Annotated in this window: 26 protein-coding genes; 12 read left to right on the top strand and 14 right to left on the bottom strand. The window is 69.5% G+C overall.

Going from position 1 to position 26,707, the window contains the following annotated elements:
• Positions 1 to 80: 80 nt before the first annotated feature.
• The 4 genes from EZ313_RS08930 to EZ313_RS08945 all read left to right on the top strand — a co-directional run bounded on the left by EZ313_RS08930 (position 81) and on the right by EZ313_RS08945 (position 4,229).
• On the top strand, positions 81 to 1,067 hold the full coding sequence (locus EZ313_RS08930; RefSeq protein ID WP_135262813.1) for a Bug family tripartite tricarboxylate transporter substrate binding protein: 987 nt from the start codon (positions 81 to 83) through the stop codon (positions 1,065 to 1,067).
• A 10-nt stretch (positions 1,068 to 1,077) separates the two neighbouring features.
• Positions 1,078 to 1,830: a sulfite exporter TauE/SafE family protein gene (locus tag EZ313_RS08935; protein WP_240788572.1), complete on the top strand. Its 753-nt coding sequence runs from the start codon at positions 1,078 to 1,080 to the stop codon at positions 1,828 to 1,830.
• An 8-nt stretch (positions 1,831 to 1,838) separates the two neighbouring features.
• Entirely contained in the window at positions 1,839 to 3,236 is a 1,398-nt protein-coding gene (locus EZ313_RS08940; RefSeq protein ID WP_135262815.1) for an amidohydrolase family protein, read from the top strand.
• 63 nt (positions 3,237 to 3,299) lie between these two features.
• Positions 3,300 to 4,229 carry a DMT family transporter gene (locus EZ313_RS08945; protein ID WP_135262816.1) on the top strand — a complete coding sequence of 310 codons (930 nt, stop codon included), beginning with the start codon at positions 3,300 to 3,302 and terminating at the stop codon, positions 4,227 to 4,229.
• Between the two features lies 1 nt (position 4,230).
• Here EZ313_RS08945 and EZ313_RS08950 read toward each other — a convergent pair whose 3' ends face one another.
• The 3 genes from EZ313_RS08950 to EZ313_RS08960 are packed head-to-tail and all read right to left on the bottom strand — an operon-like array spanning position 4,231 to position 7,325.
• Positions 4,231 to 5,217, bottom strand: a complete 987-nt coding sequence (locus EZ313_RS08950; protein WP_135262817.1) for a Bug family tripartite tricarboxylate transporter substrate binding protein — start codon at positions 5,215 to 5,217, stop codon at positions 4,231 to 4,233.
• Positions 5,218 to 5,251: 34 nt separating this feature from the next.
• Positions 5,252 to 6,205, bottom strand: coding sequence for a PDR/VanB family oxidoreductase (locus EZ313_RS08955; RefSeq protein WP_135262818.1), 954 nt, complete (start codon positions 6,203 to 6,205; stop codon positions 5,252 to 5,254).
• Between the two features lie 7 nt (positions 6,206 to 6,212).
• On the bottom strand, positions 6,213 to 7,325 hold the full coding sequence (locus tag EZ313_RS08960) for an aromatic ring-hydroxylating oxygenase subunit alpha (protein ID WP_135262819.1): 1,113 nt from the start codon (positions 7,323 to 7,325) through the stop codon (positions 6,213 to 6,215).
• 108 nt (positions 7,326 to 7,433) lie between these two features.
• Here EZ313_RS08960 and EZ313_RS08965 point away from each other — a divergent pair, with 108 nt between their 5' ends.
• The gene (locus EZ313_RS08965) at positions 7,434 to 8,339 is read left to right on the top strand and encodes a LysR family transcriptional regulator (protein ID WP_135262820.1); all 906 of its coding nucleotides are present in this window, start codon (positions 7,434 to 7,436) and stop codon (positions 8,337 to 8,339) included.
• A gap of 3 nt (positions 8,340 to 8,342) precedes the next feature.
• Here the strand turns inward: EZ313_RS08965 and EZ313_RS23280 are convergent, their stop codons facing one another.
• Positions 8,343 to 8,888, bottom strand: a complete 546-nt coding sequence (locus tag EZ313_RS23280) for a GNAT family N-acetyltransferase (protein WP_167772551.1) — start codon at positions 8,886 to 8,888, stop codon at positions 8,343 to 8,345.
• Complete coding sequence (locus EZ313_RS08975; RefSeq protein ID WP_135262822.1) at positions 8,885 to 10,900, bottom strand: acetoacetate--CoA ligase; 2,016 nt, start codon at positions 10,898 to 10,900, stop codon at positions 8,885 to 8,887. Before EZ313_RS08975 ends, EZ313_RS23280 begins: the two co-directional genes overlap by 4 nt.
• Positions 10,901 to 11,002: 102 nt before the next feature.
• Between EZ313_RS08975 and EZ313_RS08980 the strand changes: the two genes are divergently transcribed.
• The 3 genes from EZ313_RS08980 to EZ313_RS08990 all read left to right on the top strand — a co-directional run bounded on the left by EZ313_RS08980 (position 11,003) and on the right by EZ313_RS08990 (position 14,080).
• Positions 11,003 to 11,605, top strand: a complete 603-nt coding sequence (locus tag EZ313_RS08980; RefSeq protein WP_135262823.1) for a TetR/AcrR family transcriptional regulator — start codon at positions 11,003 to 11,005, stop codon at positions 11,603 to 11,605.
• A 198-nt stretch (positions 11,606 to 11,803) separates the two neighbouring features.
• Entirely contained in the window at positions 11,804 to 12,688 is an 885-nt protein-coding gene (locus EZ313_RS08985) for an alpha/beta hydrolase (protein WP_135262824.1), read from the top strand.
• Between the two features lie 66 nt (positions 12,689 to 12,754).
• Entirely contained in the window at positions 12,755 to 14,080 is a 1,326-nt protein-coding gene (locus EZ313_RS08990; RefSeq protein WP_135262825.1) for a solute carrier family 23 protein, read from the top strand.
• Positions 14,081 to 14,083: 3 nt separating this feature from the next.
• Here the strand turns inward: EZ313_RS08990 and EZ313_RS08995 are convergent, their stop codons facing one another.
• Positions 14,084 to 14,650 (bottom strand): cob(I)yrinic acid a,c-diamide adenosyltransferase, encoded by a 567-nt coding sequence (locus tag EZ313_RS08995; protein ID WP_135262826.1) that lies wholly within the window; start codon positions 14,648 to 14,650, stop codon positions 14,084 to 14,086.
• Between the two features lie 156 nt (positions 14,651 to 14,806).
• Between EZ313_RS08995 and EZ313_RS09000 the strand changes: the two genes are divergently transcribed.
• Together EZ313_RS09000 and EZ313_RS09005 are read left to right on the top strand one after the other, a co-directional pair.
• Positions 14,807 to 15,685 carry a hypothetical protein gene (locus tag EZ313_RS09000; protein WP_135262827.1) on the top strand — a complete coding sequence of 293 codons (879 nt, stop codon included), beginning with the start codon at positions 14,807 to 14,809 and terminating at the stop codon, positions 15,683 to 15,685.
• A gap of 69 nt (positions 15,686 to 15,754) precedes the next feature.
• Positions 15,755 to 17,179 (top strand): FAD-binding oxidoreductase, encoded by a 1,425-nt coding sequence (locus EZ313_RS09005; protein WP_135262828.1) that lies wholly within the window; start codon positions 15,755 to 15,757, stop codon positions 17,177 to 17,179.
• A gap of 51 nt (positions 17,180 to 17,230) precedes the next feature.
• Here EZ313_RS09005 and EZ313_RS09010 read toward each other — a convergent pair whose 3' ends face one another.
• Genes EZ313_RS09010 through mnmG form a run of 6 tightly spaced genes read right to left on the bottom strand, consistent with a single transcriptional unit; the run spans position 17,231 to position 22,782 of the window.
• Positions 17,231 to 18,160 (bottom strand): ParB/RepB/Spo0J family partition protein, encoded by a 930-nt coding sequence (locus EZ313_RS09010; RefSeq protein WP_135262829.1) that lies wholly within the window; start codon positions 18,158 to 18,160, stop codon positions 17,231 to 17,233.
• A gap of 17 nt (positions 18,161 to 18,177) precedes the next feature.
• The gene (locus EZ313_RS09015) at positions 18,178 to 18,717 is read right to left on the bottom strand and encodes an RBBP9/YdeN family alpha/beta hydrolase (protein WP_135262830.1); all 540 of its coding nucleotides are present in this window, start codon (positions 18,715 to 18,717) and stop codon (positions 18,178 to 18,180) included.
• Between the two features lie 36 nt (positions 18,718 to 18,753).
• Positions 18,754 to 19,524 carry a ParA family protein gene (locus tag EZ313_RS09020; protein ID WP_135262831.1) on the bottom strand — a complete coding sequence of 257 codons (771 nt, stop codon included), beginning with the start codon at positions 19,522 to 19,524 and terminating at the stop codon, positions 18,754 to 18,756.
• A gap of 6 nt (positions 19,525 to 19,530) precedes the next feature.
• Positions 19,531 to 20,145 carry a LysE family transporter gene (locus tag EZ313_RS09025; protein ID WP_135262832.1) on the bottom strand — a complete coding sequence of 205 codons (615 nt, stop codon included), beginning with the start codon at positions 20,143 to 20,145 and terminating at the stop codon, positions 19,531 to 19,533.
• A 43-nt stretch (positions 20,146 to 20,188) separates the two neighbouring features.
• Positions 20,189 to 20,836 (bottom strand): 16S rRNA (guanine(527)-N(7))-methyltransferase RsmG, encoded by a 648-nt coding sequence (gene rsmG / locus EZ313_RS09030; RefSeq protein ID WP_135262833.1) that lies wholly within the window; start codon positions 20,834 to 20,836, stop codon positions 20,189 to 20,191.
• The gene (gene mnmG, locus EZ313_RS09035) at positions 20,833 to 22,782 is read right to left on the bottom strand and encodes a tRNA uridine-5-carboxymethylaminomethyl(34) synthesis enzyme MnmG (RefSeq protein WP_135262834.1); all 1,950 of its coding nucleotides are present in this window, start codon (positions 22,780 to 22,782) and stop codon (positions 20,833 to 20,835) included. Before mnmG ends, rsmG begins: the two co-directional genes overlap by 4 nt.
• Before the next feature lie 195 nt (positions 22,783 to 22,977).
• Between mnmG and EZ313_RS09040 the strand changes: the two genes are divergently transcribed.
• Positions 22,978 to 23,733, top strand: a complete 756-nt coding sequence (locus EZ313_RS09040) for a class II aldolase/adducin family protein (RefSeq protein WP_135262835.1) — start codon at positions 22,978 to 22,980, stop codon at positions 23,731 to 23,733.
• A gap of 1 nt (position 23,734) precedes the next feature.
• On the opposite strand, the gene EZ313_RS09045 is transcribed toward EZ313_RS09040, so the two are convergent.
• Both EZ313_RS09045 and EZ313_RS09050 read right to left on the bottom strand, forming a co-directional pair.
• Entirely contained in the window at positions 23,735 to 24,589 is an 855-nt protein-coding gene (locus EZ313_RS09045; RefSeq protein WP_135262836.1) for a transglutaminase-like domain-containing protein, read from the bottom strand.
• A gap of 111 nt (positions 24,590 to 24,700) precedes the next feature.
• A complete protein-coding gene (locus EZ313_RS09050) occupies positions 24,701 to 25,921 on the bottom strand; it encodes an AsmA family protein (RefSeq protein WP_135262837.1) in 1,221 nt (406 codons plus the stop codon).
• 89 nt (positions 25,922 to 26,010) lie between these two features.
• On the opposite strand from EZ313_RS09050, the gene gstA reads away from it, so the two are divergent.
• On the top strand, positions 26,011 to 26,619 hold the full coding sequence (gstA, locus tag EZ313_RS09055) for a glutathione transferase GstA (protein ID WP_135262838.1): 609 nt from the start codon (positions 26,011 to 26,013) through the stop codon (positions 26,617 to 26,619).
• Positions 26,620 to 26,707 lie beyond the last annotated feature (88 nt).

Genomic DNA, 26,707 nt, shown 5'->3' on the forward strand with positions numbered 1-26,707 from the left:
GCTTGTCATGACTTGTCATAACAAGTATGGTGGCAGCACCGACCCGGTGCGGCCGTACCCAATCGATACAGGAGCCGAACATGCCCCCATTCTCCGCTGTGCTCAGGAAGGCCGTCCTCGCCTGCACGCTCGGCGCCTGCGCCGCATCCGCGCAGGGACCGCTCTGCGGCAACCGTCCCGTCACCGTGGTGGTGCCGTTCGCTCCGGGCGGCGGCGTGGATTCCACAGCGCGGCTCGTCGTGCCCAAGCTGGCCGAGCAGCTGCGCCAGCCGATGGTGATCGAGAACGTGCCCGGCGCGGCCGGCACCATTGGCACGCAACGCGTGGCGCGCGCGCAGCCCGATGGCTGCACGCTCCTGTTCGCGGTGGCCAGCCCCCTGAACGTCGCGCCGCTGGTCTCGCCCGCCGCGGTGCGCTACGACACGTTCAAGGACTTCACGCCGCTGTCCACCGTGGCGGTCGGTCCCTTCGTCCTCGTCGGCCGGCCCACGCTGCAGGCCGCCACCGCCGCCGACCTCGTGAAGCTGGCGCGTTCGCAGCCCGGCAAGCTCACCTTCGGCACCGACGGCGTCGGCACGTCGCTGCACGTGACCGCCGAGCTGATCAAGCAGCGCGCCGGCATCGACATGCTGCACATCCCCTACAAGTCCGGCCCGCAGGTGCTGACGGATGTCGCCGGCGGCCAGGTGGACCTGGCCGTGCTGCCGCTGACGCTGGCCCAGCCCTTCATCCGCGACGGGAAGGTGCGCGCCTACGGTGTCACCGGCGCCGCGCGCTGGCCCGGCATGCCCGACGTGCCGGCGCTGGCGGAGACACCCGAGTTCAAGGGCGTGGACGTGGAGTCCTGGCTGGGACTGCTCGCCCCCGCGGGCATGCCCGCGCCGATGGCCGCGGCGATCGTCAAGGGCGTCGAGGCCGCGGTCCGCGACCCCGAGGTGACGCGCAAGCTGGGCGACATCGCCAACAAGCCGCTGGCCATCTCGGGCACGCAGTTCGGCGAGTACCTGGCGCGCGAGCGCAAGCTGCTGCAGGACGTGGTCACCCGGGGCGGCATCCGCGCGGAGTGAGTTGACGGCCTTGGACGCGTTCACCGCCGCCGCGGTCCTGCTCGCCGGAGGCCTGATCGGCGCCACCGGCATCGGCGGCGTGCTGGTGGTGCCCGCGCTCACCGGGCTGGCGGGCCTGCAGGTGACGCAGGCGATCGCGGCATCGGCCCTGGCGTTCGCTTTGCCCGGGATCGCGGCCCTGTGGTGGCTGGCCCGCAGCGGCGCCGGGCTGGCCCGCTGGTCGGCCCTGCTGCTGGGCGCGCTGCCCGCGGCCGCGGCCGGCGCGTGGGCGGTCCATTCGGTGCAAGCGGGCTGGCTGCTGTCCGCGGTGGGCGTGGTGGCCCTCTTCAGCGGCGCCCGCGGCCTGTGGCAGCTGGCCGGCCGGCGGCCGGCGCAGGTGCCGGGCCGCGAACTGCGCCCTTGGGAACTCGCCTCGCTCGGCGCCGGCATCGGCCTGGCCTCTGCGCTGACGGGCACCGGCGGACCGGTGCTGCTGGTGCCCTTGTGGATGGTCCTGGGGCAACCGCTCGCCCTCACGGTGGCCGCGGCGCAGGTCATCCAGCTGCCGGTCGCGCTGGCGGCCGGCGCCGCGCATGCTTCAGCCGGCGCACTCGACGTGGCGCTCGCGCTGTACCTCGGCGTGCTGCTGCTGGCCGGTTCGATCGCCGGCCAGGCGGCCGCGCGCAAGCTGCCGGTGCCCGCGCTGCAGGCGCTGGTGAGCGTGCTGCTGCTGGCCGTCGGCCTGTGGTTCTCCTGGCGCGCCGCCGCGCCTCACTTCGCCTGAGTCGTTCAATGGACCTTCTGTCGAAACTTTCTTCCGGCGCCGAGCTGCTGCTCGCGCCCGAGCGCGTGCTGCTGCCCGATGGCATCGGGCAAGACATCGCCGTGCTGGTGGCCGGCGGCCGCTTCGCCCGCGTCGCACCGCTGGCGCAGCTGCGCGCCGAACGGCCGGACCTGGAAGCGATCGAGCTGCCGCAGCGCCTGCTGATGCCGGGCCTGATCGACGCCCACACCCACCTCACCCAGGCGCTGGGCAAGTCGCTGGCCTTCGGCGAACCGTCCGAGATCTTCCGGCGCATCTGGGTGCCGATGGAAGCCTCCCTGCGCGAGGAGGCCGCGTACGTCAGCGCCAAGCTCGCATCGCTGGAGGCGCTTCGCGGCGGGTTCACCACCGTCGTGGACGCCGGCACGCGTTCCGACGAGGGCATCGAAGCGGTGACGCTCGCCGTGCGCGAGGCCGGCATCCGCTGCGTACTGGGACTGACCTGCAACGACCTCGCCGACCCGCAGCCGGAGCAGGCCTACGGCCGGCTGATCGAGCGCGCAGAGCGCCACCTGGCCCGCTTCGAGCACGACGCGCTGGTGCATCCCTCGCTGGCCGTGTCGATCCCCGAGGTCGGCAGCGACCGCATGCTGGCGCGCGTCGCCGCGCTGTGCGCCGAATCCGGCCGCGTGTTCCAGACCCACGCCAACGAGCACCTCGTGGCCGTCGAGCGCTCGCTCGTCGCACGGGGCCTGCGGCCGATCGAGTTGCTGGAGCACTGCGGCGCGCTGAACGCCTCCACGCTGCTGGCGCACGCGACCTTGCTCACGCCGCGCGAGGCGCGCCTGCTGCGCGAACGCGGCGCTGCGGTCGCCTACAACCCGGTGGCGTCGGTGTGGAAGGGCAACGCGGTGCTGGATGCCCTGGCGCTGCACGAGCAGGGCGTGCCGTTCGGGCTGGGCACCGACGGCACCCGCTACGACGCCTTCCGGCTGCTCGACGCGGCCGAGGCCATGCAGCGCATCGCCTTCGGTCTGGCGCGCGGGGACTCCTCTTGCGGCGGTGGCTGGACCTGGCTCGAGCACGGCACGCGCGGCGGCGCGCAGGCCGTCGGGCTGGGAAGCGTGACCGGCGCGATCGAGGAAGGACGCGCCGCGGACTTCCTGCTGCTGGACCTGGACGTGCCCGAGCTGCAGCCGAGCTGGGACCTGGGCTGGGAACTGGTGCGGCTGGCCGATCGCTCGCAGCTGCAGGCCGTGTTCGTCGCCGGCCGCCTGCGCCTGTGGCAGGGCTGGCCGGTGGACTGGGACGCGCGCGCGCTGATGCGGCAGGTACGCGAGCTCGCGTGCGAGGACATCGCCCGCGCGCCGATCCAGCGGGTGCACCCGACTTCGGACGAGCACCGTCGTCGCGCCGCACGGCGATAGCAGCTTCGTTCTCGGCAGCCGGCCGCTGCGCAGCGCGCGCCGGGCGGCTAGCATCGCCGGGCGATGAGACAACGAAAAGAACACCTCGACGGCCTGGCCGTCTCGCTGCTCCTGGCGAGCTGCCTCTTCTGGGGCTTCCAGCAGATCCTGATCAAGACCACCGTGGGCGAGGTGCCGCCGCTGTGGCAGGCCGCGCTGCGCTTCATCGGCGCCACGGCCCTGCTGTGGCTGTGGTGCGTGCTGCGCAAGATGCCGCTGTTCGAGCGCGACGGCACGCTGCGCGCGGGGCTGCTGGCGGGCGCCTTGTTCGCCGGCGAGTTCAGCTGCATCTACCTGGGGTTGCGCGACACGACCTCATCGCGGCTCACCGTGTTTCTCTACACCTCACCGTTCGTGGTGGCGCTGCTGCTGCCCCGCTTCGTGCCGACGGAGCGTCTGCGGGTGGCGCAGTGGGCCGGCCTGCTGATCGCGTTCGTTGCGGTGGCGGTCGCTTTCAGCGAAGGCTTCACCGGCTCGACGACCGCGCGCCAGCTGCGCGGCGATGCGCTGGGGCTGGCGGCCGGGACGCTGTGGGGGCTCACCACGCTGGTGATCCGCAGCTCGAAGCTGGCGACAGCCTCGGCGGAGAAGACGCTCTTCTACCAGGTGGCGGTCACGGCACTGGTCGCGCCGCTGTTGTCGCTGCTCCTGGGCGAGCGCTGGTCGCTCGACTACTCGGCGTATGCGTGGGGCTCGCTCGCGGTGCAGACGTTCATCGGCGCCTTCGCGAGCTACCTGGCCTGGATGTGGCTGCTGCGGCACTACCCGGCGACCCTGATGTCCTCGTTCACCTTCCTCACGCCGGTGTTCGCGCTGGTGCTCGGCGTGGTGCTGCTGCGCGAGCCGCTGACGGCGCAGCTGGTGCTCGCGCTGGCCGGCGTCGCGGCCGGCATCGTGCTGGTGAATCGGAAGCCCTCACCCCTACCCTCTCCCGCAGGCGGGAGAGGGAGCTGAATCACTCGGGCGAGAAGCCGAGCGTCTTCACCAGGCGCGACCAGAACTCGGTCTCCGTCTTGAGCATCTGCGCCAACTGCGCGGGCGCGGTGGGCAGCGGCTCCATGTAGGCCGTGGCCAGGCTGTCGACCACGTCCTGCGAGGCGAGCGCCTGGCGGATGCCGCCGTTCAGGCGCTGCACCACGTCCGCCGGCGCCTGGGCGGGCAGGAAGAAGCCGAACCAGCCGATGTACGCCAGTTCCTTGAACCCCTGCTCCGCCATCGTCGGCGTGTCGGGCGTGAACCTGCCGCGCCTGGGGCCGCTGGTCGCGAGCAGGCGGACCTTGCCGGCCTTGACGTTGGACATGAACTCGCCGGTGGGGCCGACCACGGCCGCGAGCTGGCCGCCGATCATGTCGGCCAGCGCCGGTTGCGAGCCGCGGAAGGCCACGTGGCGCAGGTCCGTGCCGCTCATGCGGCCCAGCGCGGCGCCAATGAAGTGGGCGGCCGAGCCCTGGCCGGCGGAGCCGAAGTTGGCGTTGTTCGGATTGGCCTTGCACCAGGCCAGGAACTCCTGCACCGAGCGCACCGACGACGGCACCATCGGGCCGACCGCCAGCGAGTAGTCGAACATCGCGGCCCCCGACACCGGAGTGAAGTCCGCCGCCGGGTCGTAGGGCAGCTTCTTGTAGGTGAAGAGGTGCAGGCTCATCGGCGACGTCGGCGTGAGCAGCACGGTGGCCCCATCGGGTGCGGCGGTCCTGACGGCCTGGGCGGCGATCTGTCCTCCGGCGCCAGTGCGGTTCTCGACCACCACGGCCTTGGCATAGGACGGCTGCAGCTTGTCGGCGACGCGCCGCCCCGTGAGGTCGATCGTCCCGCCCGGCGCGAAGCCGAGGATGATCCGCGCGGTCTCGGGCGGCGCCTGCCCGAACGCGGGCGCGGCGCCAGCGGCGGCAGCGAGGGCGGCTGCGGAAGCCTGGATGAACCGGCGGCGGTCGATCGTCATGGTTTGTCTCCTTGGGGCTTGGTTGTGGAACGAGTCACAGGTCCAGCACCAGCCGCTCGGACCTGGCGCGGCTCACGCAGACCAGCATGGTCTTGAGGCTGTCGCGCTGCGACGGCGGGTAGACGTAGTCGAGGTGTTCGGGCTCGCCTTCGCACACCGCGGTCTCGCAGGTGCCGCACAGGCCCTCCCGGCAGGAGAACGGCACCTCATGCCCGTTCTCCTCCAGCACCTCCAGGATGCTGCGGTTGGGCGGCACGGCGAAGCGGCCGCCGCTGCGGCGCAGTTCGACGATGAATCCTTCCTGCGGCGGCGCCTCGCCCAAGGGCGGGGCGGCCGGCGCGGAGAACCACTCGAAGTGCAGCGCATCGGACGGCATGTGCGCGCCGTGCTGCTGCACGGAGGTCATCAGCGGCCCCGGGCCGCAGCAATAGACCTCGGTTCCCGGCACCAGGTTGGCCAGCAGCGGCGGCACGGCGATGGGCGCGCCCATCTCGTCGTCGCAGTGGAACTGCACGCGGTCGCCCCACTCGCGCAGTTCCTCGTAGAACGCGATCCGCTGGCGGCTGCGCACGCCGTACACCAGCCGCCAGTCCTTGCCATGCGCTTCGCACCAGCGCGCCATCGCCAGGATCGGCGTGATGCCGATGCCGCCGGCGATGAACAGGTAGCGCTGCGCATCGACCAGGCGGAAGTTGTTGATCGGCCGGCTGCAGCGCAGCTCCATGCCCTCGCGCAGCTGGCCGTGCACGTAGTCCGAGCCGCCGCGGCTGTCCGCGGCGCGGCCCACGCCCAGCACGTAGCGGCTGCGATCGCGCCAGTCGCCGCACAGCGAGTAGTGGCGCAGCATCACGCCGGGCAGTTCCACCGCCAGGTGCGCGCCGGGCTCGAAGGGCGGCAGCTCGGCGCCGGTGGGGTCCACCAGTTCCAGGCGCAGGACGTCCCGGGCTTCGGCACGGACCGCCGAAACCCGCAGGTTCAAGTCGGCCATCGCGGGCTCAGGCCCCGATGCCGGCCTGGTGGGGCGGCTTGATGGCGGGGGCTGCGGGCGTGGCGGCCTTCTTCGCCGCTTCCTCGGCGCGCTCAGCCGCGACCAGCTTGTCGAAGGTCCAGCGGAAGTGCGACAGCGCCGCATCGGCCGCGACCGCGAGCATCCGGAACTCCGGGTCGGCGTCCAGCACCTTCTGCTGCGCCTCGATCAGGTGCTTGTCTTCCATGAAGCCCTCGATCAGGCTCTGGTGCAGCGAGCGCGAGATGTTGTGGTCGTCGCCTTCGTAGTTGTTCAGGTACGTCCAGAAGAAGTGCGTGGTGCGGCGCGTTTCCGGCGTCATGAACTGGCAGTTGCGGTACTCGCGGCTGCCTTCGCGGTTGCCGTTCTCGCTTCCGCTGCCGGCCGGCGAGAACATCGACTCCAGGAAGAAGATGCCCGGGATGTGCATGTGGCCGATGTTGCGGCGGTCGACGGGCTTGTCCTTCTCCTCGGCGGGCAGCACCTTGCGGTGGAACGGCGGCGGCGCGGCGTTCATGTGCCAGCGCTCGACGCGGAAGCCGCGCGGCTGCCTCTCGATGGCGACCGGCTTGGTGACGTACGCGTACTCCTCCGAGCCGCCCAGCGTCCTGGTGTGCACGAAGGCCAGGTGCGCGAAGTCCGACAGGTTGTCGACGATCAGCAGCCAGTTGGCGTCGTAGTGCATGTAGTCGGGAATGCCCTTCCACTGCGGATCGCGCAGGTAGGGGAAGTCGATGATTTCGGCCGGGTCGGCCTTGGCCGGGTCGCCCATCCAGATCCAGATCAGGTGGTCCTTCTCGACGACCGGGTAGCTCCTGACGCCCAGCTTGGGCGGCACGACCTCCTGGCCGGGGATCTGGATGCACTTGCCCGTGGGGTCGAACTTCAGGCCGTGGTACATGCAGCGCACGCAGTCGCCCTCGCGCCGGCCCAGGTGCAGCGGCACACCGCGGTGGCAGCAGCGGTCCTGCAGCGCGACGACCTTGCCGCTCTCGCTCTTGTAGAGCAGCACGGCTTCTTCCAGGAGGGTGCGGGCCAGCATGCGGCCGTCGATCAGCTCGTGGTCCCAGGCGGCCACGTACCAGCAGTTCTTGAGGAACATCGTTCTCTCCATGCCCGACAGGGGCGTCTTTGCGATGGGACAATCGTAGGAGCGGCGGCCGCGAAGATAAACAGGGCTGCGTGGCCGCAGTGTTCCGAATCCTGAACAATGAACTGGGACGACTTCGACGCTTTCTGCCAGGTCGTCGAGCACGGCGGCTTCACTGCCGCGTCACGCGCGCTGGACCGGCCCAAGTCGAGCCTCAGCGCTTCGGTGGCCCGGCTGGAAGAGCAGCTGGGGGCCCGGCTGCTGGAGCGCACAACGCGCCGCCTGCGCCTGACGGACGCGGGCGAGACGCTCTACCGGGACATCTCCAAACCCTTCTCCCAGCTGCGCGAACTGGCCGTGGACGCGGTGGCGAAAGGCGCGCAGGTGCAGGGCACGCTGCGCGTGGCCGCGCCGTACGAATTCGGTGCGCACCACCTCGCGTCGGTGACCTGCCGCATGCTGGCGCGGCATCCGCAGCTGAAGGTGCAGGTCGACGTGGAGCACGCGCGCGTGGCGCTGTTCGAGCGCCACTACGACATCGTGTTCTCCGCCATCGAGCACAGCTTCGCGCCGTCGACGGTGGTGGCCAAGCGCGTGTACTCGCTGGAACGTGGCCTGTTCGCTTCGCCGGAACTGATGGCGCGCTTCCCCGAGTTCGCCGGCCCGGAGGACCTGAACGCGTTGCCGCTGCTGGCGGGCGGCGAGGACACGGCCTGGGCGTTCAACGGCCCCGACGGCTCGGTGAACGTCGAAGTTCGCAACCCGCCGCTGCGCAGCGGCAATGCCGAAGTGCGGCTGCAGGCCGCGATGGCGGGGCTGGGCGTCGCGCGCATCACGGCGACGTTCTGTGCGCGCGCCGTGGCGGAAGGCCGGCTCGTGCGGCTGCTGCCGCAGTGGGAATGCGCGCCGCTGCGCATCTATGCGCTGCTGCCCGGTCGCAGGCTCGTGCCGGCGAAGGTCCGTGCGTTTCTCGACGGGCTGGAGGAAGAGGCGGCGCAGCAGGGCAACACGTCGGCGCCGGCGTGAGAACTACCGCAGCGGCCGGTCGAGGCGATAGATGAAGTGCCGCGGGCTGTCGACCGGGTTGTCGGGCGGCATCTCGGCCTCGGCCACCTTGCAGTAGCCGTTGCGCTCGAGCACGCGCCAGGAAGCGCGGTTGTCCGCATGCACCGGCACCAGCACCGCACTGGCATCGGATGCGCGCGACCAGATGCCCGCCGTCAGCTGCCCGACCAGCTCCGTGCCCCACCCTCGCCTCAGCGCATCCGCCTCGCCGATGAAGTAGTCCAGGCTCCAGGCCTGCGGCGGCACGGGCGTCCACCTGGCGATCTCCTCGCGGTAATCGGGATAGGCCGAGAGCGCGAAGCGCTGCACCAGCCCTCGCGGCCGGCCTTCTCGGTGCGCGATGAACACCTCGGCCTCCTCGCGGCCGTCGATCACGCCTCCGTATTCCGCCTCCAGCGAAGCGTCCGCTGGATCGTCGCACCACCAGCGCTGCACGTGCGGCTGGCGCAGCCAGTGCGCGAGCAGCGGGTAGTCGCTGCGGGCGACCGGCCGGAACGTGAAGGCACTCAAGCGTTCGCCCGTGCCCGGTCCTTCGCCAGCTGCACGTACCACTCCAGGCAGCCGGGGTTGGCCATGGCGTCGATGTTCACCACCTTCTCCAGCGGCTGGCCGAGCAGCAGCTTCTTGACCGGCAGCTCCTGCTTCTTGCCGGTGAGCGTGCGCGGGATCTCGGCCACCTGGTAGATCTGGTCGGGAATGAAGCGCGGGCTGAGCGCCGTGCGGATCGCGTCGTTCAGGCGCCGGCGCAGCCCTTCGTCGAGTTGCACGCCGGGCCGCAGCACGACGAACAGCGGCATCCAGCTCTCGCGCCCCAGGTACTCGAGGTCCACCACCATCGAATCGAGCACCTCGGGCAGAGCCTCCACCGCGCTGTACAGCTCGCTGGTGCCCATGCGCAGGCCGTGGCGGTTGATGGTGGCGTCGCTGCGGCCGTAGATGATGCAGCCGCCGCGGGAGTTGATCTTCAGCCAGTCGCCGTGCCGCCAGACACCCGGGTAGGTGTCGAAGTACGAGGACAGGTATCGCTTGTTGCCTTCGTCGTTCCAGAAGTACAGCGGCATCGACGGGATCGGCTTCGTGCACACCAGCTCGCCCACTTCGTCGATCACGCTGCGGCCCTGCTCGTCCCAGGCCTCGACCGAGCAGCCGAGCAGGCGGCACTGCATCTCTCCGGGCACCAGCTGCAGTTCGCGGTTGCCGCCGATGAAGGCGCCCGCGAAGTCGGTGCCGCCGGAGATGTTGGACCACCACATGCCGGGCTTGCCGAGTTTTTGGAACTGCGCGTTGGTCCAGCGCTGCACGTCTTCCGACAAGGGCGACCCCGTCGTGCCGAGCGCGCGCACCGCCCTGAGCCCCGGCATCGCGGCCAGGTCCACGCCCGCCTTCATGCAATTGGCGAAGAACGCCGCGCCGGCGCCGAAGAAGGTGACGCCCAGGTCGGCCGCGAAGCGCCACAGCGTCGACCAGTCGGGCGCCTCTTTCGCTCCCGCCGGATTGCCGTCGTACAGGCAGCAGGTCGTGCCGTTCAGCAGACCCGCCATCTGCGCGTTCCACATCACCCAGCCCGTGGAGCTGTACCAGTGGAAGCGCTCGCCCCAGGTGTTGGGGTGGTAGCTGCAGCCGATGTCGCTGTGCAGCACCAGGTGCGCCAGCATCACCAGCAGGATGCCGCCGTGCCCATGCACGATGGGCTTGGGCAGGCCGGTGGTGCCGCTGGAATAGACGATCCAGATCGGGTGGTCGAAGGGGACCCACAGCGGCTCGAACGAGGCCGTCTGCGCATCGTCGCGCGTCGCGATCTCGTGGAACCAGGCATCGGCCTGCAGTGCTGACGCCGGTTCGCCGCCCAGGTTGCGCAGGCCCACGAGGTGCTTCACGGTCGGCAGCTGCTTGCGCAACTGCGCGACCACTTCGATGCGGTCGTACGCCTTGTGGCCATAGCTGACGCCGTCGCACGCGATCAGCACCTTGGGCTCGATCTGGCGGAAGCGATCGAGCACCGCGTTGGTCCCCATGTCGGGCGCGCAGATGCTCCAGATGCCGCCCAGGCTCACCACCGCGAGGAACGCGACGATGGCCTCCGGCACGTTCGGTAGATAGGCGGCGACACGATCGCCGGGCTGCAGTCCCTGCTCCTTCAGATGCAAGGCGACAGCCGCGACCTGACGCCGCAAATCGGGCCAGGACAGCTCGCGGTGCAGTCCCTGTTCGTTCCGGCTGACGAGCGCGGGAAAGCCCGCCGCATGCGCGGCATCGGCATGGCGCAGCACCTGCCGCGCGTAGTTCACCTGCGCGCCCGGAAACCACTCCGCGCCCGGCATGCCCGCCTTCCCGAGCACGGCCCGGTGCGGCGTCGGCGATTCGAGGCCGAACGCATCCCAGATGCTCTGCCAGAAGCCGTCCAGGTTGTCCACGGACCAGCGCCAGAGCTCGTCGTAGCTGTCGAAGGACCGGCCGTGGCGCTGGCGCAGCCACTCCTGGTAGAGGCGGATCTGGGGGATGCGGGGAGGCACGGAACTCATGGGCGCAAGCGTAGCCAACCGGGCGAGGACAAGGCATCGGGCACTACCCTTCTGCCGCTCAGTTTGCGGATTTCGCACATGCGTGCTAAATTGCGCCGCATCATGGAAGCCAAGACCCAGCGCAGCGAACTGACCCGCGCCGCCATCATCGGCGCGGCGCTGGACCTCGCCGCGGCCGAGGGGCTGGAGTCGATCACGCTGCAAGCCGTGGCGGACCGCATCGGGCTTTCCAAGAGCGGCGTGTTCTCCCGCGTCGGCTCGCGCGAGACGCTGCAGAAGGCCGTGGTCGAGGAGTTCGGCCGGCGCTTCATCGACGACGTATTCGTGCCCGCGATGCAGCAGCCCAAGGGCCTGCCGCGGCTGGACACCATCGTGCAGCGCTGGATCGTGCGCACCCGTGATGTCGAAGCCAAATCCGGCTGTGTGTTCTCCGCGGGCGCCTTCGAGCTGGACGACAAGGAAGGCCCGCTGCGCGACCACCTGCACAACGAGATCATGCGCTGGCGTTCCGCCCTGCGCCGCACGGTGATGCAGGCCATCGAAGCCGGCCACCTCAAGGCCGGCACCGACCCCGAGCAGCTGGTCAGCGAGATCTATTCGCTGATGCTGGGCATGGTGCACGACGTTCGCTTCATGCGCGACCCGCGCACCGCCGAGCGCGTGCAGTCGACCTGGCGCCGGCTGCTCTCCACCTACCTGGCCTGACGGCTCCCACCGAAGATGCCGCCGGCCTTCCGCTCGACCACATTTCGCACACCCGTGCGAAGAAAGGAGCTCCCATGCTGATCCTCCTCGCCATCGCCCTCGCCTGGGGCGGCATCGCAGGCGGCCGCGCCGCCTGGCGTTCGCTGCGCAGCCTGCCGCGCCGCAACGACGACATGGTCTTTTATTGAAGGAGCCACCATGACCCGCACCGCCCTGCAGGCCACGTCCGACTTCTACCAGGCCAGTCCCGGACTGCGCCTGTTCCGCGCGGCGCTCGGCGCGTCGCAGCGCCTCTGGCCCGCGCTGGCCGTGCGCGCCTCGCTACGACTCTTCGCCACGCCGCTGCCTCCGAAGTGGATGCAACGCAAGGGATCCTGGGACGCCGCCTGGCGCATCGACGCCTGGCCCTTCGAGGACGCGAGCCTCACGATCTACTCGCAGCCCGTCGCGCCGCATGCGCCGGTGGTGCTGTTCGTGCATGGCTGGGGCGGCCACGCACGGCAGATGCTGCCGCTGGCCGAAGCCGCCGCGCAGGCCGGCTTTCGCCCGGTGATCGTGGAGATGCCGGCGCACGGCCGCAGCGCCGGTTCGGTGAGCAACCTGCCGCAGTTCGCGCGCGCCATCGAGTACGTGGGCGCGCGGCTGCTGCAGCAAGGTCACCAGCTGCGTGCCGTGGTCGCCCATTCGCTCGGCGCGAACGGCGCCGCGTACGCGGCCAGCCGCGGCCTGCGCACCGAGCGGCTGGTGCTGGTGGCGCCGCCCGCCTCGCCGCGTGAATACACGCAGCTGTTCGCCGCGGTCTTCGGCCTCTCGGAAAACATCCGCTCCCGCATGCAGGCGCGCATCGAGGCACGCGAAGGCATCCTGATGGCGCAGTTCGAGCCGCCCGCGGTGGGCTCGCGCATCGGCGTGCCGACGCTCGTCGTGCACGACCGCGGCGACAGCATCAACCGTTTCGCCGACGGCCAGGCATTCGCCGATGCGATCCCCGGCGCGTGGCTGGTCGCCACCGAAGGCCTGGGCCACCGCAAGCTGCTCAAGGACGCGAACGTGCTGCGCGCGGTGGCCGACTTCCTGCGCTGAGACGCGGCTTGTCGCCCGCGGGGGCGCCGCTTAGCATCACCGCTTCAACAACAGCAAGGAGCGGAGATGGGAATGTTCACCTGGGCCGAAAAGCCCGCGCAGGTCCTGCAGCAGGGCGGAGTGATCGGGCCGGAGGAGCGCCTGCCCTGGCCGCAGACCGCCGCGATGGGCGTGCAGCACGTGATCGCGATGTTCGGCGCCACGGTGCTCGCGCCCATCCTCATGGGCTTCGATCCCAACGTCGCCATCCTCATGAGCGGCGTCGGCACGCTCATCTTCTTCCTGGTCACCGGCGGCAAGGTGCCCAGCTACCTGGGCTCCAGCTTCGCCTTCATCGGCGTGGTGATCGCGGCGACGGCGTATGCGGGCAAGGGCCCCAACACCAACATCGGCGTGGCGCTGGGCGGCATCATCGCCTGCGGCATCGTCTACACGATCATCGGCTTCATCGTGCAGGCCATCGGCACGGGCTGGATCGAGCGCTTCATGCCGCCGGTGGTCACGGGCGCCGTGGTGGCGGTGATCGGCCTCAACCTGGCGGGGATCCCGATCAAGAACATGGCCGCGAGCAGCTTCGATTCGTGGATGCAGGCCGTCACCTTCGTGTGCGTAGCGCTGGTGGCGGTGTTCACCCGCGGCATGGTGCAGCGGCTGCTGATCCTGGTCGGCCTGATCGTCGCGACCATCATCTACGCGCTGCTCACCAACGGACTGGGCATGGGCAAGCCAATGGACTTCAGCGGCATCGCCAGTGCGGCCTGGTTCGGCGCGCCCGCGTTCGCGGCGCCCGTGTTCAGCGCGCCCGCGATGCTGCTGATCGCGCCGGTGGCCGTCATCCTGGTGGCCGAGAACCTGGGCCACATCAAGGCGGTGACGGCGATGACCGGCCGCAACCTCGACGCCTACATGGGCCGTGCGTTCATCGGCGACGGCGTGGCCACGATGGTCAGCGGCTCCGTCGGCGGCACCGGTGTCACGACCTACGCCGAGAACATCGGCGTGATGGCGGCCACCAAGATCTATTCGACCGCGATCTTCGTCGTGGCCGCGGTGATCGCGATCGTGCTGGGCTTCTCGCCGAAGTTCGGCGCGGTGATCCAGGCCATCCCGCTGCCGGTGATGGGCGGCGTGTCCATCGTGGTGTTCGGCCTCATCGCCGCCGCGGGCGCCAAGATCTGGGTCGACAACCGGGTGGACTTCTCGGACAACCGCAACCTGATCGTGGCCGCCGTGACGCTGGTGCTGGGCACCGGCGACTTCACGCTGAAGTTCGGCGGCTTCTCGCTCGGCGGCATCGGCACCGCCACGTTCGGCGCGATCCTGCTGTACGCGCTGCTCAGCCGCGGCGGCAGCCGCCCGGCCGCGCAAGCCGCGCCGCGAGCCGCGCGCTGACGCTCAGGCGCCGCCCTCGCGTGCCATCCGTTCGCTCTTCCAGTAGACGTCGTCGCCGCCGTCCATCCGGTTGAGCACGCGGGCGAGGACGAACATCAGGTCGGAAAGGCGGTTGAGGTAGCGCCGGGGCGTGTCGTTGACCGCCTCGGCCTGCCCGAGCGCCACCACCGAGCGCTCGGCGCGCCGTGCCACCGTGCGGCAGACATGCGCCTGCGAAGCCGCCCGCGTACCGGCCGGCAGGATGAACTCTTCCAGCTTGGGCAGGCGGCCGTTGTGCAGCGCCAGCGCGTCGTCCAGCACCGCCAATGCCTCCGTCTTGAGCAGCTCGAAGCCCGGGATGGACAGCTCGCCGCCCAGGTTGAACAACTGGTGCTGCACCTCCACCAGCAGCGTGCGCACTTCGTCGGGCAGCTTCTCGCACAGCAGCAGGCCGATGTGCGAGTTGAGCTCGTCCACGTCGCCCATGGCCTGCACGCGTGCGCTGTGCTTGGGCACGCGCGTGTTGTCCCCCAGCCCGGTCGTGCCGTCGTCGCCGGTACGGGTGGCGATCTGCGTCAGGCGCTTGCCCATCGGTGGCTCCTCGTGGTTTGCTGCATCGATTGTCCCATTCGCCGCAGTGCGATCTCTGCTGTCGGGCAGTGCGAGCCGTCCTACGCACACTCTCGCGTTCGCGCGACACGCGAATGGCACAGCCGCGCCACCATGCGAAGGAACCAGGAGACCGCCATGAAGCCGCGTTCCGCCTATTCCCATCTCCAGCCGCTGACGATGCTCGCCGCCGTGACGCTGATGCTGTCCGCGAGCCTCGCGTCCGCGCAGCAGACGCCGCTGCGCAGCGTCACGTCGCCCGCGCGCGCTGCGACCGTCGGCGCGGGCACGCCCTCGAGCACGGCTCCGAATCAACGAAACCCCGTGGCCGCGTCGCCCGGTGGCGGCACGGCGACCCTGCCGCTGGGCGCGCCCTCGCCTTCGGGCCTGGCGTCGCCCTCGCCTTTCCCGGCCGGCATTTCCTCGACCTCGATCGCCGCACCGGGCACGAGCGCCGCGATCACCGCGCCGACCACCGTGTCGCCCAGCGTGGCCGGCGGCGGCGCGATCGGTGTCACCAGCAGTACGCGCGGCGTGGTGGGCATCCCCGGCGTCACGGGCGCGACGGGCACGACCATCGGAGCGGTGCAGCCCCTCGACGGCGGCGCGGTCGGGCCCGCAGGCAATACCGCCGCGCTGTTCGACCCGAGCGGCGCCGCGGCGGCCGGCAATGCCGGTGCGGCGATCAGCGTGGGCACGCCCGGCGCGCCGAGCGCGGGCGTGATCAACACGACGCCGGGTACCGCTGTCATCACCCCCGGCACCGTGGTCGGCGGCATCGGCGGGCTCACCGGCGGCGTTCCTTCCGTCACCGCGAACGCGGGCGCGGGACGCGGCGGACCGCTCACGGCCCTGCAGGTCTCGCAGTTCTTCATGCAGGCCGACACCAACGCAGACGGGCTGCTGTCGCGCGCCGAGGCGCTGCGTCTGCCGATGGCGACGATGACGTTCGAGGACATGGACACCAACCGCGACGGTTCCGTCTCGCGCTCCGAATACGACGACAGCCTGCGCTAGGAAGTCCCGGCCAAGCAGAGGCTGGGCACGGGCCAGGGCGTAAACTGGCCGCGTCCAGGAGACCTTTCCATGAACGCGCCCACCGCCGTTTCCCACCTCGTTCCCGAATTCCATCCGCGGCCGGTGCCGCAAGCCCTGATCGATGCGCTGCAGTCGCGCTTCGGCGCGCAGTGCTCCACCGCGGCCGCGGTGCGTGAGCAGCATGGGCGCGACGAGTCCTCCTTCGAGGTGCCGCCGCCCGCGGCCGTGGTGTTCGCCGAGAAGACGCAGGACGTCGCGGATGCCGTGGCGCTGGCCGCGCAGTACGAAGTGCCGGTGATCCCGTTCGGCGTGGGTTCCTCGCTCGAAGGCCACCTGCTCGCGGTGCAGGGCGGCATCAGCATCGACCTGGGCCGCATGAACAAGGTGCTGTCGATCAATCCCGAGGACCTGACCGTCACCGTGCAGGCGGGCGTCACCCGCAAACAGCTCAATGACGAGATCCGGAGCACCGGCCTGTTCTTCCCGATCGATCCGGGCGCGGACGCCACCCTCGGCGGCATGAGCGCGACGCGTGCATCCGGGACCAACGCGGTTCGCTACGGCACCATGCGCGAGAACGTGCTGGGCCTGGAAGTGGTCACCGCTTCGGGCGAGGTGATCCGCACCGGCACGCGCGCCAAGAAGTCGTCGGCCGGCTACGACCTCACCCGGCTGATGGTGGGCAGCGAAGGCACGCTGGGCGTGATCACCGAGATCACGCTGCGCCTGTACCCGATCCCGGAGGCGATCTCGGCGGCGATCTGCTCGTTCCCGAGCATCGAGGCCGCGGTGCGCACGGTCATCCAGGTCATCCAGCTGGGCGTGCCGATCGCGCGGGTGGAACTGATCGACCACCACACGGTGCGCATGGTCAACGCGCACAGCAAGCTGGGGCTGCGCGAAGAGCCGATGCTGCTGATGGAATTCCACGGCTCGCCGGCCGGCGTGAAGGAGCAGGCCGAGACGGTGCAGGAGATCGCCAACGAGTTCGGCGGAAATGCCTTCGAGTGGGCCACCACGCCGGAGGAGCGCACGCGCCTGTGGACCGCGCGGCACAACGCCTACTTCGCTGCGATCCAGTCGCGCCCCGGCTGCCGCGCGATCTCCACCGACACCTGCGTGCCGATCTCACGCCTGGCAGATTGCCTGCTCGACTCGGTGAAGGAAGCCGATGGGAGCGGCATCCCCTACTTCCTGGTCGGCCACGTGGGCGACGGCAACTTCCACTTCGGCTACCTGCTCGACCCGAACGATCCGCGCGAGCGCGAAGTGGCCGAGGACCTCAATCACAAGCTGGTCTCGCGCGCGCTCAATCTCGGCGGCACGTGCACCGGCGAGCACGGCGTCGGCCTGCACAAGATGGACTTCCTCGTCACCGAAGCGGGCACGGGCGCGGTGGAGATGATGCGTACGATCAAGCGCGCGCTCGATCCGAAGAACATCATGAACCCCGGGAAGATCTTCTCGCTCTGAACGACCTCGCCGCGGCCAAATGAAAGGGGCGCCTCGGCGCCCCTTCTTGCTTTATGCGACCGCAGCGCGCAATCGCTCGAGCAGCCCATTGAGTTCGTCCAGCGAGCCGAACTGGATCGCGACCTCGCCCATCTCCTCGGGCTGGCCGTTGCGCTTGACGCGCTTCTTGACGCGCACTTCGACCTCGGCCGTCAGCAGGTCGGAGAGTTCCTCCTCGACGCGCTTCAGGTCGCGCGACTTTTCCTTCTTCGGCTTGGGCGACGTGAGGGTGAACTCGGCGCCGAGCCTCTTGACCAGCGACTCGGCCTCTCGCACCGACAGCTTCTTCGCGGTGATCTGGTTCGCGGCGGTGATCTGCGCAGCGCGCTCCAGCGCAAGCAGCGCGCGCGCATGGCCCATGTCCAGGTCGCCCGCCATCAGCATGGTCTGCACCGGCTCGGCCAGGTTCAACAGGCGCAGGAGGTTGGAGGCTGCACTGCGGGAGCGGCCGACGGCCTGCGCGGCCTGCTCGTGCGTCAGGCCGAAGTCGCGGATCAGGCGGTGCAGGCCCTGGGCTTCTTCCAGCGGGTTGAGGTCCTCGCGCTGGATGTTCTCGATCAGCGCCATCGCGGCGGCGGCCTCGTTGGGCACGTCGCGCACCAGCACCGGCACGCTGTCCAGCCCCGCCAGGCGCGCCGCGCGGAAGCGCCGTTCGCCCGCGATGATTTCGTACTTGCCGCTGTGGGCGCCCTCGCCCAGCTTGCGCACCAGGATCGGCTGCATGATCCCTTGCGCCTTGATCGACTCGGCCAGCTCGTAGAGCGCGCCTTCGTCCATGCGCGTGCGCGGCTGGTACATGCCGGGCACCATGTCCTGCAGCAGCAGCGTGGCGGGCAGCCCCGGGTTGGCGGCGGGCGCGTCGGCGCCGGCGCCTTCAGCGGCGGTGGGGCCGAGCAGCGCCTCGAGGCCGCGGCCCAGTCCCTTCGGTTTCTTGGTCACCATGGATGCTTCTCTCTTGTTCAGAGGTTCATGAGGTCCTGCAGCAGCACGTGGCCTTCCGGCCAGCTGCCCAGGCCGGAATCGGCGTTGATGTGGCCGCAGGGGCCGAGGTCGATGAACTGGCTGCCCCACGCGGACGCGAACATGCGCGTGCGTTCCAGCTCGCAGTACGGATCGTTCTGGCTGCCCACCAGCACGCTCGGGAACGGCAGCGCCTGCAGCGGGATCGGCGACCAGGTGCGAAGTTGCGCCCGCACTTCGGGCCGCTCGACGTCGCCCGGCGCCACCAGCAGCGCCGCCTTCACGCGCTGCGGATGGCGCGTTATCGAGGCCCACGCGGCAGTGAGTACGCACCCCAGGCTGTGGGCGACCAGCACGGCGGGCTCGTCTCGCGTGAGCAGGACTTCCTCCAGCCGTGCGATCCAGTCGCCGCGCAAGGGTTGCATCCAGTCGTGCTGCTCCACGCGCAGGTAGCCGTGTTTCTGCTCCCACAGCGACTGCCAGTGCTGCGGGCCGCTGTTCTGCCAGCCGGGCAAGAGCAGGACGTTCGAAGGCTTCATCGTCAATCGTGGACGCGCGGGGCGGCGAACGCGCCGCTACATCTTGCGGATGCGCTCCACCATCTCTTGCGCGAATTCCATGAAGGCCTGGCTGCCGCGCGCGGCCGGATCGAACACCACGCCGGGCAGGCCGTAGCTGGGCGCCTCGGCCAGCCGCACGTTTCGCGGGATCACGGTGTCGAAGACCTTCTCCTTGAAGTGCGACTTGAGCTGCTCGCTGACCTGCTGCTGCAGCGTGATGCGCGGGTCGTACATCACGCGCAGCAGGCCGATGATCTGCAGGTCCTTGTTCAGGTTGGCGTGCACCTGCTTGATGGTGTTGACCAGGTCGGTCAGTCCTTCGAGCGCGAAGTACTCGCACTGCATCGGCACGATGACGCCGTGCGCGCAGCACAGGCCATTGAGCGTCAGCATCGACAGCGATGGCGGGCAGTCGACCAGGATGAAGTCGTAGGACGTATCGACCTGCGCCAGCGCCTGGCGCAGGCGCCGCTCTCGCCGCTCGACGTCCACCAGTTCCACTTCGGCGCCGGCCAGTTCGCGGTTGGCGCCGAGCACGTCGTAGCCGCACTTCTCGCTGCGCACGCGCGCCTCGGTGACCGAGGCGGATTCGAGCAGCACGTCGTAGACCGTCAGCTCCAGCTTTCGCTTGTCCACGCCGGAACCCATGGTGGCATTGCCCTGCGGGTCGAGGTCGACCATCAGCACGCGCTGCCCGATGCGGGCCAGTCCCGCGGCCAAATTGACCGTGGTCGTCGTCTTGCCGACGCCGCCCTTCTGGTTGGCGATGCAAAAGATCTTGGCCATTCGTGCTTACCGGGAGACGGCCAGCTTCACGCCGAAACCGATCAGGAACAGGCCGGCCACTTTTTCCAGCACCCGGCCGATCAGCGGGTTGGAGCGCAGCCGGGCGGCGAGGAAGTGGGTGAGCAGCACGGCGGCGAGGCCGTAGAGGAAGGTGAGCACGGCGATCGTGGCGGCCATCGCGCCGAAAGTCAGCAGGCTGGCGGGGCGCTCCGGATCGATGAACTGCGGGAAGAAAGCCATGTAGAAGACGATGGCCTTGGGGTTGAGCAGCGTGATCACCGCCGCCTGCCGGAAATAGTGCCGCGGCTGGATGTTCAGCACCGGCGCGGCGCCCGGCCTGGCCAGCAGCATCCGCGCGCCGAGCCACACCAGGTAGGCGGCGCCGAGCCATTGGACGACCTGGAAAGCGGCCGGGTAGGCCAGCAGCAGCGCCGCGACCCCGGCGACTGCCGCCCACATGAGCACCTGGTCGCCCGCGATGATGCCCAGCGTCGCGCCCAGTCCGCCGGGGATGCCGCCCTTGCCGGTGGAGGTGATCAGCGCCAGGTTGCCGGGGCCGGGGATGGCGAGAAAGATGATGATCGCGGCGACGAAGGCGCCGTAGTCCGCTACGCCGAACATGAATCCCCCCGGTGTCTCTGCTCTGTGGAGCGCCGAGTGTATGTCAGCGGTTCGCAGCGGCCGGGCGCATCCACACGATGCAGCGCTCCGCAGCCAATTCCGGCACGTTGAGTTGTTCCACGTGAAACACCGCGACGTCGGCTGGCAGCGCCGCAATCTCGTCTTCCGGACGCTTGCCCTTCATCGCCAGCCAGATGCCCTGCTCCGCCAGCGCCTGCCGGGACCCGGCGACGAAGTCGGACAGTGACGCGAAGGCGCGCGAACTCACGACGTCATAGCGCTCCGTCACCCGCTCGACGCGGTCGTGGAGGCCGCGAAGGTTCGGCAACTGCAGGCCTGCGGCGACCTGCTGGACGAAGGCCGCTTTCTTGCCGACCGCGTCCAGGCAATCGACCTTCAGCTCGCGGCAGCAGATGGCGATCACTACGCCGGGAAGTCCGGCCCCGGAGCCCACATCGAGAAGCCGGCCCGTCGCGCCGCCAGCCTCCCGGCGCAGCGGCCCGACCACGGCCAGACTGTCGAGCAGGTGCTGGACCAGCATCTCATCCGGATCCCGGACGGCGGTCAGGTTGTAGACCCGGTTCCACTTGGCCAGCAGCTCCAGGTAGCGCAGCAGGGTTTGCCGCTGTGCATCCGGCAAGTCCAAACCGAGCGCCTGCAGCCCCGCGCCCAAGCGAGCCTCCTGGCTCATGCGACCTGCTGGGCTTGATTCGCGGCTTCGGTAAAGCCCTTGAAACGGTTCTTCTTGAGGTGCACCAGCAGCAACGAGATGGCCGCCGGCGTCACGCCCGAGATGCGCGACGCCATGCCCAGCGTTTCGGGCCGGTGCTTGCTGAGCTTCTGGCGAACCTCGATCGAGAGTGCCGCCACCTGCATGTAGTCCAGCTCGGCCGGCAGGCGCAGGTTCTCGTACTGGGCGGCCCGCTCGACCTCATCTTTCTGGCGCTCGATGTAGCCGGCGTACTTGGCGCCAATCTCCAGCTGCTCGACGACGGGCGCGTACAGCTCGGCCAGTGTTTCACGTGAAACCTCAGCCGAGGCGTGACGGCCCTCCTCCAGCGACATCAGCCCGGCATAAGCCACGCCCGGCCGCCGCAGAAGATCGAACAGGCTGTGCTCATGCTCGATGTTCTTGCCGAGCACCCGCTCCGCCTCGGCAGCAGGGAGGCTGCGCGGATTCACCCAGACGGACTTCAACCGCTGTGTTTCACGTGAAACAGCGTCGCGCTTGCGGTTGAACGCATCCCACTGCTCGTCCGGCACCAGCCCCATCCTGCGGCCCGCCTCCGTCAGCCGCATGTCCGCGTTGTCTTCACGAAGCTGCAGCCGGAACTCGGCTCGGCTGGTGAACATGCGGTACGGCTCGGTCACGCCCTTGGTGATCAGGTCGTCGACCAGCACACCCAGATAAGCCTCATCCCGGCGCGGCAGCCATGCCTCGCGGCCTTGACACTGAAGCGCCGCATTGATCCCGGCGAACAGCCCTTGGGCCGCCGCCTCCTCGTAGCCGGTGGTGCCGTTGATCTGGCCGGCGAAGAACAAGCCGCCGATCTGCCGCGTCTCGAAGCTGCTCTTGAGCGAGCGGGGATCGAAGTAGTCGTACTCGATGGCGTAGCCCGGCCGCAGGATGTGCGCGTTCTCCAGCCCGGGCAGGGTGCGAACGAGGCCGAGCTGGATGTCGAACGGCAGGCTGGTGGAGATGCCGTTGGGATAGAACTCGTTGGTGGTCAGCCCCTCCGGCTCCAGGAACACCTGGTGGCTGTCCTTGCCGGCGAACCGGTTGATCTTGTCCTCGACGCTCGGGCAATAGCGCGGCCCCACCCCTTCGATCTTCCCGGTGAACATCGGGCTGCGGTCGAACCCCGAGCGGATGATCTCGTGCGTGCGCTCGTTGGTGTGGGTGATCCAGCAAGGCACCTGGCGCGGGTGCATGTCGGCCCGGCCCATGAAGCTGAACACCGGCACGGGATCGAGGTCGCCGGGCTGTTCCTCGCACCTGGAGAAATCGATCGTTCGGCCATCGATCCGCGGCGGCGTTCCCGTCTTCAGCCGCCCTTGCGGCAGCTTCAGTTCCTTGAGACGCGCCGACAGCGACACGGCCGGCGGATCGCCCGCCCGGCCAGCGGCGTAGTTGTTCAGGCCCACGTGGATCTTGCCGTCCAGGAAAGTCCCGGCCGTGAGCACCACCGCCCGCGAGCGGAAGCGAATGCCGACCTGCGTCACCGCGCCCACCACCCGGTCACCCTCCACCATCAGGTCGTCGACCGCCTGCTGGAACAGCGTCAGGTTCGGCTGGTTCTCGAGCCGGCGACGGATCGCGGCCTTGTAGAGGATGCGGTCGGCCTGCGCCCGGGTGGCGCGCACCGCCGGACCCTTGGAGCTGTTGAGGATGCGGAACTGGATGCCCGCCTCGTCCGTTGCGATGGCCATTGCGCCGCCGAGCGCATCCACCTCCTTGACGAGGTGGCCCTTGCCGATGCCGCCGATCGACGGGTTGCAGCTCATCTGGCCCAGCGTCTCGATGTTGTGGGTCAGGAGCAGCGTCTTGCAGCCCATGCGTGCGGAGGCCAGGGCAGCTTCGGTGCCGGCGTGACCGCCACCGACGACGATCACGTCAAATTCTTCGGGATAGAGCATGGAGTGGCGCCTTTGGCCGGCGCAGGCGGTCGCAAGACCAGGGAAAGATGAGATTTTACTTTTGAGGCGCAAATCCCTGCCAGCAAGCGCTCACTGGCTCGGGCCTCGGCCAGTGTGGTGCAATTCCCCGCGTGAAGCCATGCCGCCGGGGCTGCGCGGCCCGGCGCCCTCCCCACCACGCCAAGGAGACATCGGATGAACATCGCCTCGATGAAGCAAGTGGTCAGCGCCGAGGAATGGGAGCTGCGCCTGCAGCTCGCCGCGTGCTACCGGCTGGTGGCGCTGTACGGATGGAGCGACCTGGTCTTCACCCACATCAGTGCCCGCATCCCGGGCCCGGAGCACCACTTCCTGATCAACCCCTACGGGCTGATGTTCGACGAGATCACCGCATCCTCGCTGGTGAAGGTGGACCAGCGCTGCAACAAGGTGATCGACTCGCCCTTCCCCGTGAACCCGGCAGGCTTCACGATCCACAGCTGCATCCACGATGCGCGGCCCGACGTGGGCTGCGTGCTGCACACGCACAGCCGCGCCGGCGTGGCGGTGAGCGCGCAGAAATGCGGCGTGCTGCCCATCAGCCAGCAGAGCACCTTCGTGCTGGCCTCCCTCGCCTACCACGACTACGAAGGCGTGGCGCTTCGCGATGACGAGAAGCCGCGCCTGGCGGCCGATCTCGGGAACAAGACCTTCTTCATGCTGCGCAACCACGGCCTGCTCACGGTGGGCAAGAGCATCCCCGAGGCCTTCCTCTCCATGTACACCTTCGAGAACGCGTGCCGCATCCAGATCGATGCGCAGTGCGGCGGCGAGCTGGTGAAGATCGACCCGGCCGTCCTGCAAGGGCTGTCCGAAGTGATGAAGACCGTCACCGCCGGCCAGGGCGCGGGGATTGCCTGGCCCGCGCTGCTGCGCAAGCTCGATCGCACCGATCCCTCCTACCGCGATTGATTCAGGCGGGCACCTTCGATGCCGCCGGCGGCCCCGGCGCGGGCGCCGCGGTCGCGACAGGCACGCGCGCATCGTGTTCGAGCACGGACACGATCATCTGCGTCATCTGCACGCTGCCGAAGATCGTGCTGAAGGCCACGTCCTTCGCGTCGCTCCCGGTGCCGGTGCGCACCAACCGGTCCACCGGCGCCATGCCGGTCGGATCGAACATCACCCAGCGTCCATCCAGCCAGGCCTCGAACACCGCATGGAAGTCCTGCGGCGGCTCGTCGAACCACACGTAGCCGGCCACCAGCCGCGCGGGGATGTTCAGCGCGCGGCACAGCGTGATGCCGATGTGGGCGAAGTCACGGCACACGCCCGCGCGCTGCGCCAGCGCCTCCTGCGCGGTGGTCGTCGAGCGTGTGCTGCCGACGCGGTATTCGATCGAGCGCTTGATCCAGTCCACGATGTGCCGCACGCGCGAAAGCCCCGGGGGAAGATGGCCGAAATGCTCGCGCGCGAACGCGCACAGCACGTCGGACTCGCAGTACCGGGTGGGCATCAGGTAATGCAGGATCGCGTCGGGCACCTGGCTGACCGGCACCTCGCGCAGGTGCGCCTCCACCGGCAGGGAGTGCACTTCCACGTCGGCCTTGTAGCGGATCTCCAGCGGCCCGGGCGGCGCGTCGAAGCGGAAGAAGCGGTTGCCGCTGCCCGGGTCCTCGAAGCTGTGGAAGCTGACCGGCGGCCACACGGCCAACTGCTCGCTCACCAGCTCCTGCGTGGGCCAGCGCGCCGCTTCGATGTTGAAGCACAGGTGCGACGGCTCCCGGACCTGGTAAGCCAGGAAGGTTTCGACGGTGGAAAGGTGCATTGGACCCAGGCTTCCGCGGGCGGGCGCCGCGGCTCATCCATGCTAGGAAATGAGCGATTTCGTGTGCATCAGCCCGCAGCCCGAGAGCTTGTAGGCGGGGCCCGCGGGCGATCAGCGCCCGAACAGACCCCGGATGCCCTTGCCGATCTCGGAGGCCACGCCCGAGCCAGGCAGCGCCACGCCGGTGGCTTGGACGGAGGGCTCGTCGAGCGTTCCACCCACCTGCAGCGGCACGCCGGCGATCTGGCCGATCGGGCCCGCCGTGAGGGCCGCATCGATCTTGCCGCTCAGGCTGCGATCGGCCGCCAGCGTGACGTTGCCGTTGGCCTTGAGCATGCCGGAGCTGGCCACGAGGTGGGTCAGGTGCACGACGCGCCCTTGCGTGGTGACCTGGCCGGTGAGCGTGTCCAGCGCGGTCTGGCCATCGCGGCTCGCGCCCAGCGTGCGCACCGCCGCCGCCAGGTCGACGCCCTGCAGCAGCGCGTTGCGCACGGTGAAGCGGGTCTGGCTTCTCAGAACATCGGCCAGCGTCGCCGGATCCTTGAACTCGGCCTGCAGCGAGGTGCGCGCCTCCAGCTTGCCCGTCAGCGTTCGGCTGGGCGCCGTCAGTGCGGAGACCTCCACGCCGTTGGTGGCCAGGTCTCCCGTGAGCCGCCAGCCGCCGCCGCTGGCGGGCTGCAACCGCAGGGGGCCGGTGAGCGTGCCGCCGCCGATCTCGGTGCGCAGTTGCCATGCGTCGACTTGGCGCTCCAGACGCGCCTTCGCTCCCGCATAACGCCCTTCGGTGACGTTCACCCACGCGTTGCGTGGGAGCGGCTCGCCTTCGAACGCCACCTCGGCATCCACCGTGAGCTTCTGCGCCTTGGCATCGACCCAGGTGACGCGCTCGAGCACGATGCGGTTGGGAAGCTGCGGCCGCGACGCTGTGCGCTGGGCCGACTTGCCGGCCGCGCCCTGCTGTTTCTCCAGCCCCGCCGCAAGGGTCACGATGGCCTGCTGCGGCAGCACCGCATTGCGAACGACCAGGGCGTCGAGCTCGGGCCGGCCAAGCAGGAGCGACATCCACACCGGGCGCGCCTCGACGAGCTGCAGCGTCAGCGCGGGGCGAGTCTGGATGCGCACGTCATGGACCGCCACAGCGGGCAGCGGCCGCAGCGAGACCTCGATCTTCCCGAGCAGCACCGGCACGCCCAGCGCCTGCGTGGCCTGCTGCTGCGCGCGCAGACGGAAATCGTCGCTGTTCGCCCATCGCGACAGGCCGAACGCGGCGAGCGCCAGGAGCACCGACAGCCCGACGACGATTCCCACCAGCCACTTGATGCCTCTGCTCATGCATGGATTCTCGCAAGCCCGCGCCCTGCAGGGAATCCCTGGCGCCGCTAGCATCGCATTCCCCCAACAGAGACCGCGACCCAGTCCACATGAAGCTCTACTACTCCCCCGGCGCCTGCTCCCTGTCCCCACACATCGTCCTGCGCGAGGCGGGCCTGGCCTTCGAGCCGGTGCTGGCCAGCACCAAGTCGCACAAGCTGCAGGACGGCACCGACTACTACTCCATCAACCCGCTCGGCTACGTCCCGATGCTGGAACTGGACGACGGCACGCGCCTGCGCGAAGGCCCGGCCATCGTGCAGTACATCGCCGACCAGGTCCCCACGAAGAACCTCGCGCCCGCCAACGGCACGCTTCCGCGCTACCGCCTGCAGGAGTGGCTCACCTTCATCGGCACCGAGATCCACAAGCAGTTCTCGCCGCTGTTCAACCCCGCCATGCCCGAAGAAGGCAAGAAGGTGTTCAAGGACAAGCTGGCGCAGCGCTTCGAGTGGCTCGACCAGCAGCTCGAAGGCCGCCAGTACCTGATGGGCGACAACTTCAGCGTGGCCGACGCCTACCTGTTCACGGTGAGCAACTGGGCCAAGCCGATGAACATCGACCTGTCGCAGCGCAAGAACCTGCTGGCCTACCGGGAGCGCATCGCGGCCCGCCCCGCGGTGCAGGAGGCGATGAAGGCCGAAGGCCTGTCCAAGTAAGGCTGCAGCATCGGCTCGCGCGACGCATAGCGCGAGCCGATTTTTCCCGCACGCCCGGGGCCATCGCGGCCCCACTACCCTCGGGCGC

Source organism: Ramlibacter henchirensis, from assembly GCF_004682015.1.
Taxonomy (GTDB): Bacteria; Pseudomonadota; Gammaproteobacteria; order Burkholderiales; family Burkholderiaceae_C; genus Ramlibacter; species Ramlibacter henchirensis.

What these genes read in the sequence shown, in the direction of transcription:
- EZ313_RS08930 (WP_135262813.1), top strand. Translation starts at nt 81, where the DNA reads ATGCCCCCATTCTCCGCTGTGCTCAGGAAGGCCGTCCTCGCCTGCACG.
- EZ313_RS08940 (WP_135262815.1), top strand. Translation starts at nt 1,839, where the DNA reads ATGGACCTTCTGTCGAAACTTTCTTCCGGCGCCGAGCTGCTGCTCGCG.
- EZ313_RS08945 (WP_135262816.1), top strand. Translation starts at nt 3,300, where the DNA reads ATGAGACAACGAAAAGAACACCTCGACGGCCTGGCCGTCTCGCTGCTC.
- EZ313_RS08950 (WP_135262817.1), bottom strand. Translation starts at nt 5,217, where the DNA reads ATGACGATCGACCGCCGCCGGTTCATCCAGGCTTCCGCAGCCGCCCTC.
- EZ313_RS08955 (WP_135262818.1), bottom strand. Translation starts at nt 6,205, where the DNA reads ATGGCCGACTTGAACCTGCGGGTTTCGGCGGTCCGTGCCGAAGCCCGG.
- EZ313_RS08960 (WP_135262819.1), bottom strand. Translation starts at nt 7,325, where the DNA reads ATGTTCCTCAAGAACTGCTGGTACGTGGCCGCCTGGGACCACGAGCTG.
- EZ313_RS08965 (WP_135262820.1), top strand. Translation starts at nt 7,434, where the DNA reads ATGAACTGGGACGACTTCGACGCTTTCTGCCAGGTCGTCGAGCACGGC.
- EZ313_RS08975 (WP_135262822.1), bottom strand. Translation starts at nt 10,900, where the DNA reads ATGAGTTCCGTGCCTCCCCGCATCCCCCAGATCCGCCTCTACCAGGAG.
- EZ313_RS08980 (WP_135262823.1), top strand. Translation starts at nt 11,003, where the DNA reads ATGGAAGCCAAGACCCAGCGCAGCGAACTGACCCGCGCCGCCATCATC.
- EZ313_RS08985 (WP_135262824.1), top strand. Translation starts at nt 11,804, where the DNA reads ATGACCCGCACCGCCCTGCAGGCCACGTCCGACTTCTACCAGGCCAGT.
- EZ313_RS08990 (WP_135262825.1), top strand. Translation starts at nt 12,755, where the DNA reads ATGGGAATGTTCACCTGGGCCGAAAAGCCCGCGCAGGTCCTGCAGCAG.
- EZ313_RS08995 (WP_135262826.1), bottom strand. Translation starts at nt 14,650, where the DNA reads ATGGGCAAGCGCCTGACGCAGATCGCCACCCGTACCGGCGACGACGGC.
- EZ313_RS09000 (WP_135262827.1), top strand. Translation starts at nt 14,807, where the DNA reads ATGAAGCCGCGTTCCGCCTATTCCCATCTCCAGCCGCTGACGATGCTC.
- EZ313_RS09005 (WP_135262828.1), top strand. Translation starts at nt 15,755, where the DNA reads ATGAACGCGCCCACCGCCGTTTCCCACCTCGTTCCCGAATTCCATCCG.
- EZ313_RS09010 (WP_135262829.1), bottom strand. Translation starts at nt 18,160, where the DNA reads ATGGTGACCAAGAAACCGAAGGGACTGGGCCGCGGCCTCGAGGCGCTG.
- EZ313_RS09015 (WP_135262830.1), bottom strand. Translation starts at nt 18,717, where the DNA reads ATGAAGCCTTCGAACGTCCTGCTCTTGCCCGGCTGGCAGAACAGCGGC.
- EZ313_RS09020 (WP_135262831.1), bottom strand. Translation starts at nt 19,524, where the DNA reads ATGGCCAAGATCTTTTGCATCGCCAACCAGAAGGGCGGCGTCGGCAAG.
- EZ313_RS09025 (WP_135262832.1), bottom strand. Translation starts at nt 20,145, where the DNA reads ATGTTCGGCGTAGCGGACTACGGCGCCTTCGTCGCCGCGATCATCATC.
- rsmG (WP_135262833.1), bottom strand. Translation starts at nt 20,836, where the DNA reads ATGAGCCAGGAGGCTCGCTTGGGCGCGGGGCTGCAGGCGCTCGGTTTG.
- mnmG (WP_135262834.1), bottom strand. Translation starts at nt 22,782, where the DNA reads ATGCTCTATCCCGAAGAATTTGACGTGATCGTCGTCGGTGGCGGTCAC.
- EZ313_RS09040 (WP_135262835.1), top strand. Translation starts at nt 22,978, where the DNA reads ATGAACATCGCCTCGATGAAGCAAGTGGTCAGCGCCGAGGAATGGGAG.
- EZ313_RS09045 (WP_135262836.1), bottom strand. Translation starts at nt 24,589, where the DNA reads ATGCACCTTTCCACCGTCGAAACCTTCCTGGCTTACCAGGTCCGGGAG.
- EZ313_RS09050 (WP_135262837.1), bottom strand. Translation starts at nt 25,921, where the DNA reads ATGAGCAGAGGCATCAAGTGGCTGGTGGGAATCGTCGTCGGGCTGTCG.
- gstA (WP_135262838.1), top strand. Translation starts at nt 26,011, where the DNA reads ATGAAGCTCTACTACTCCCCCGGCGCCTGCTCCCTGTCCCCACACATC.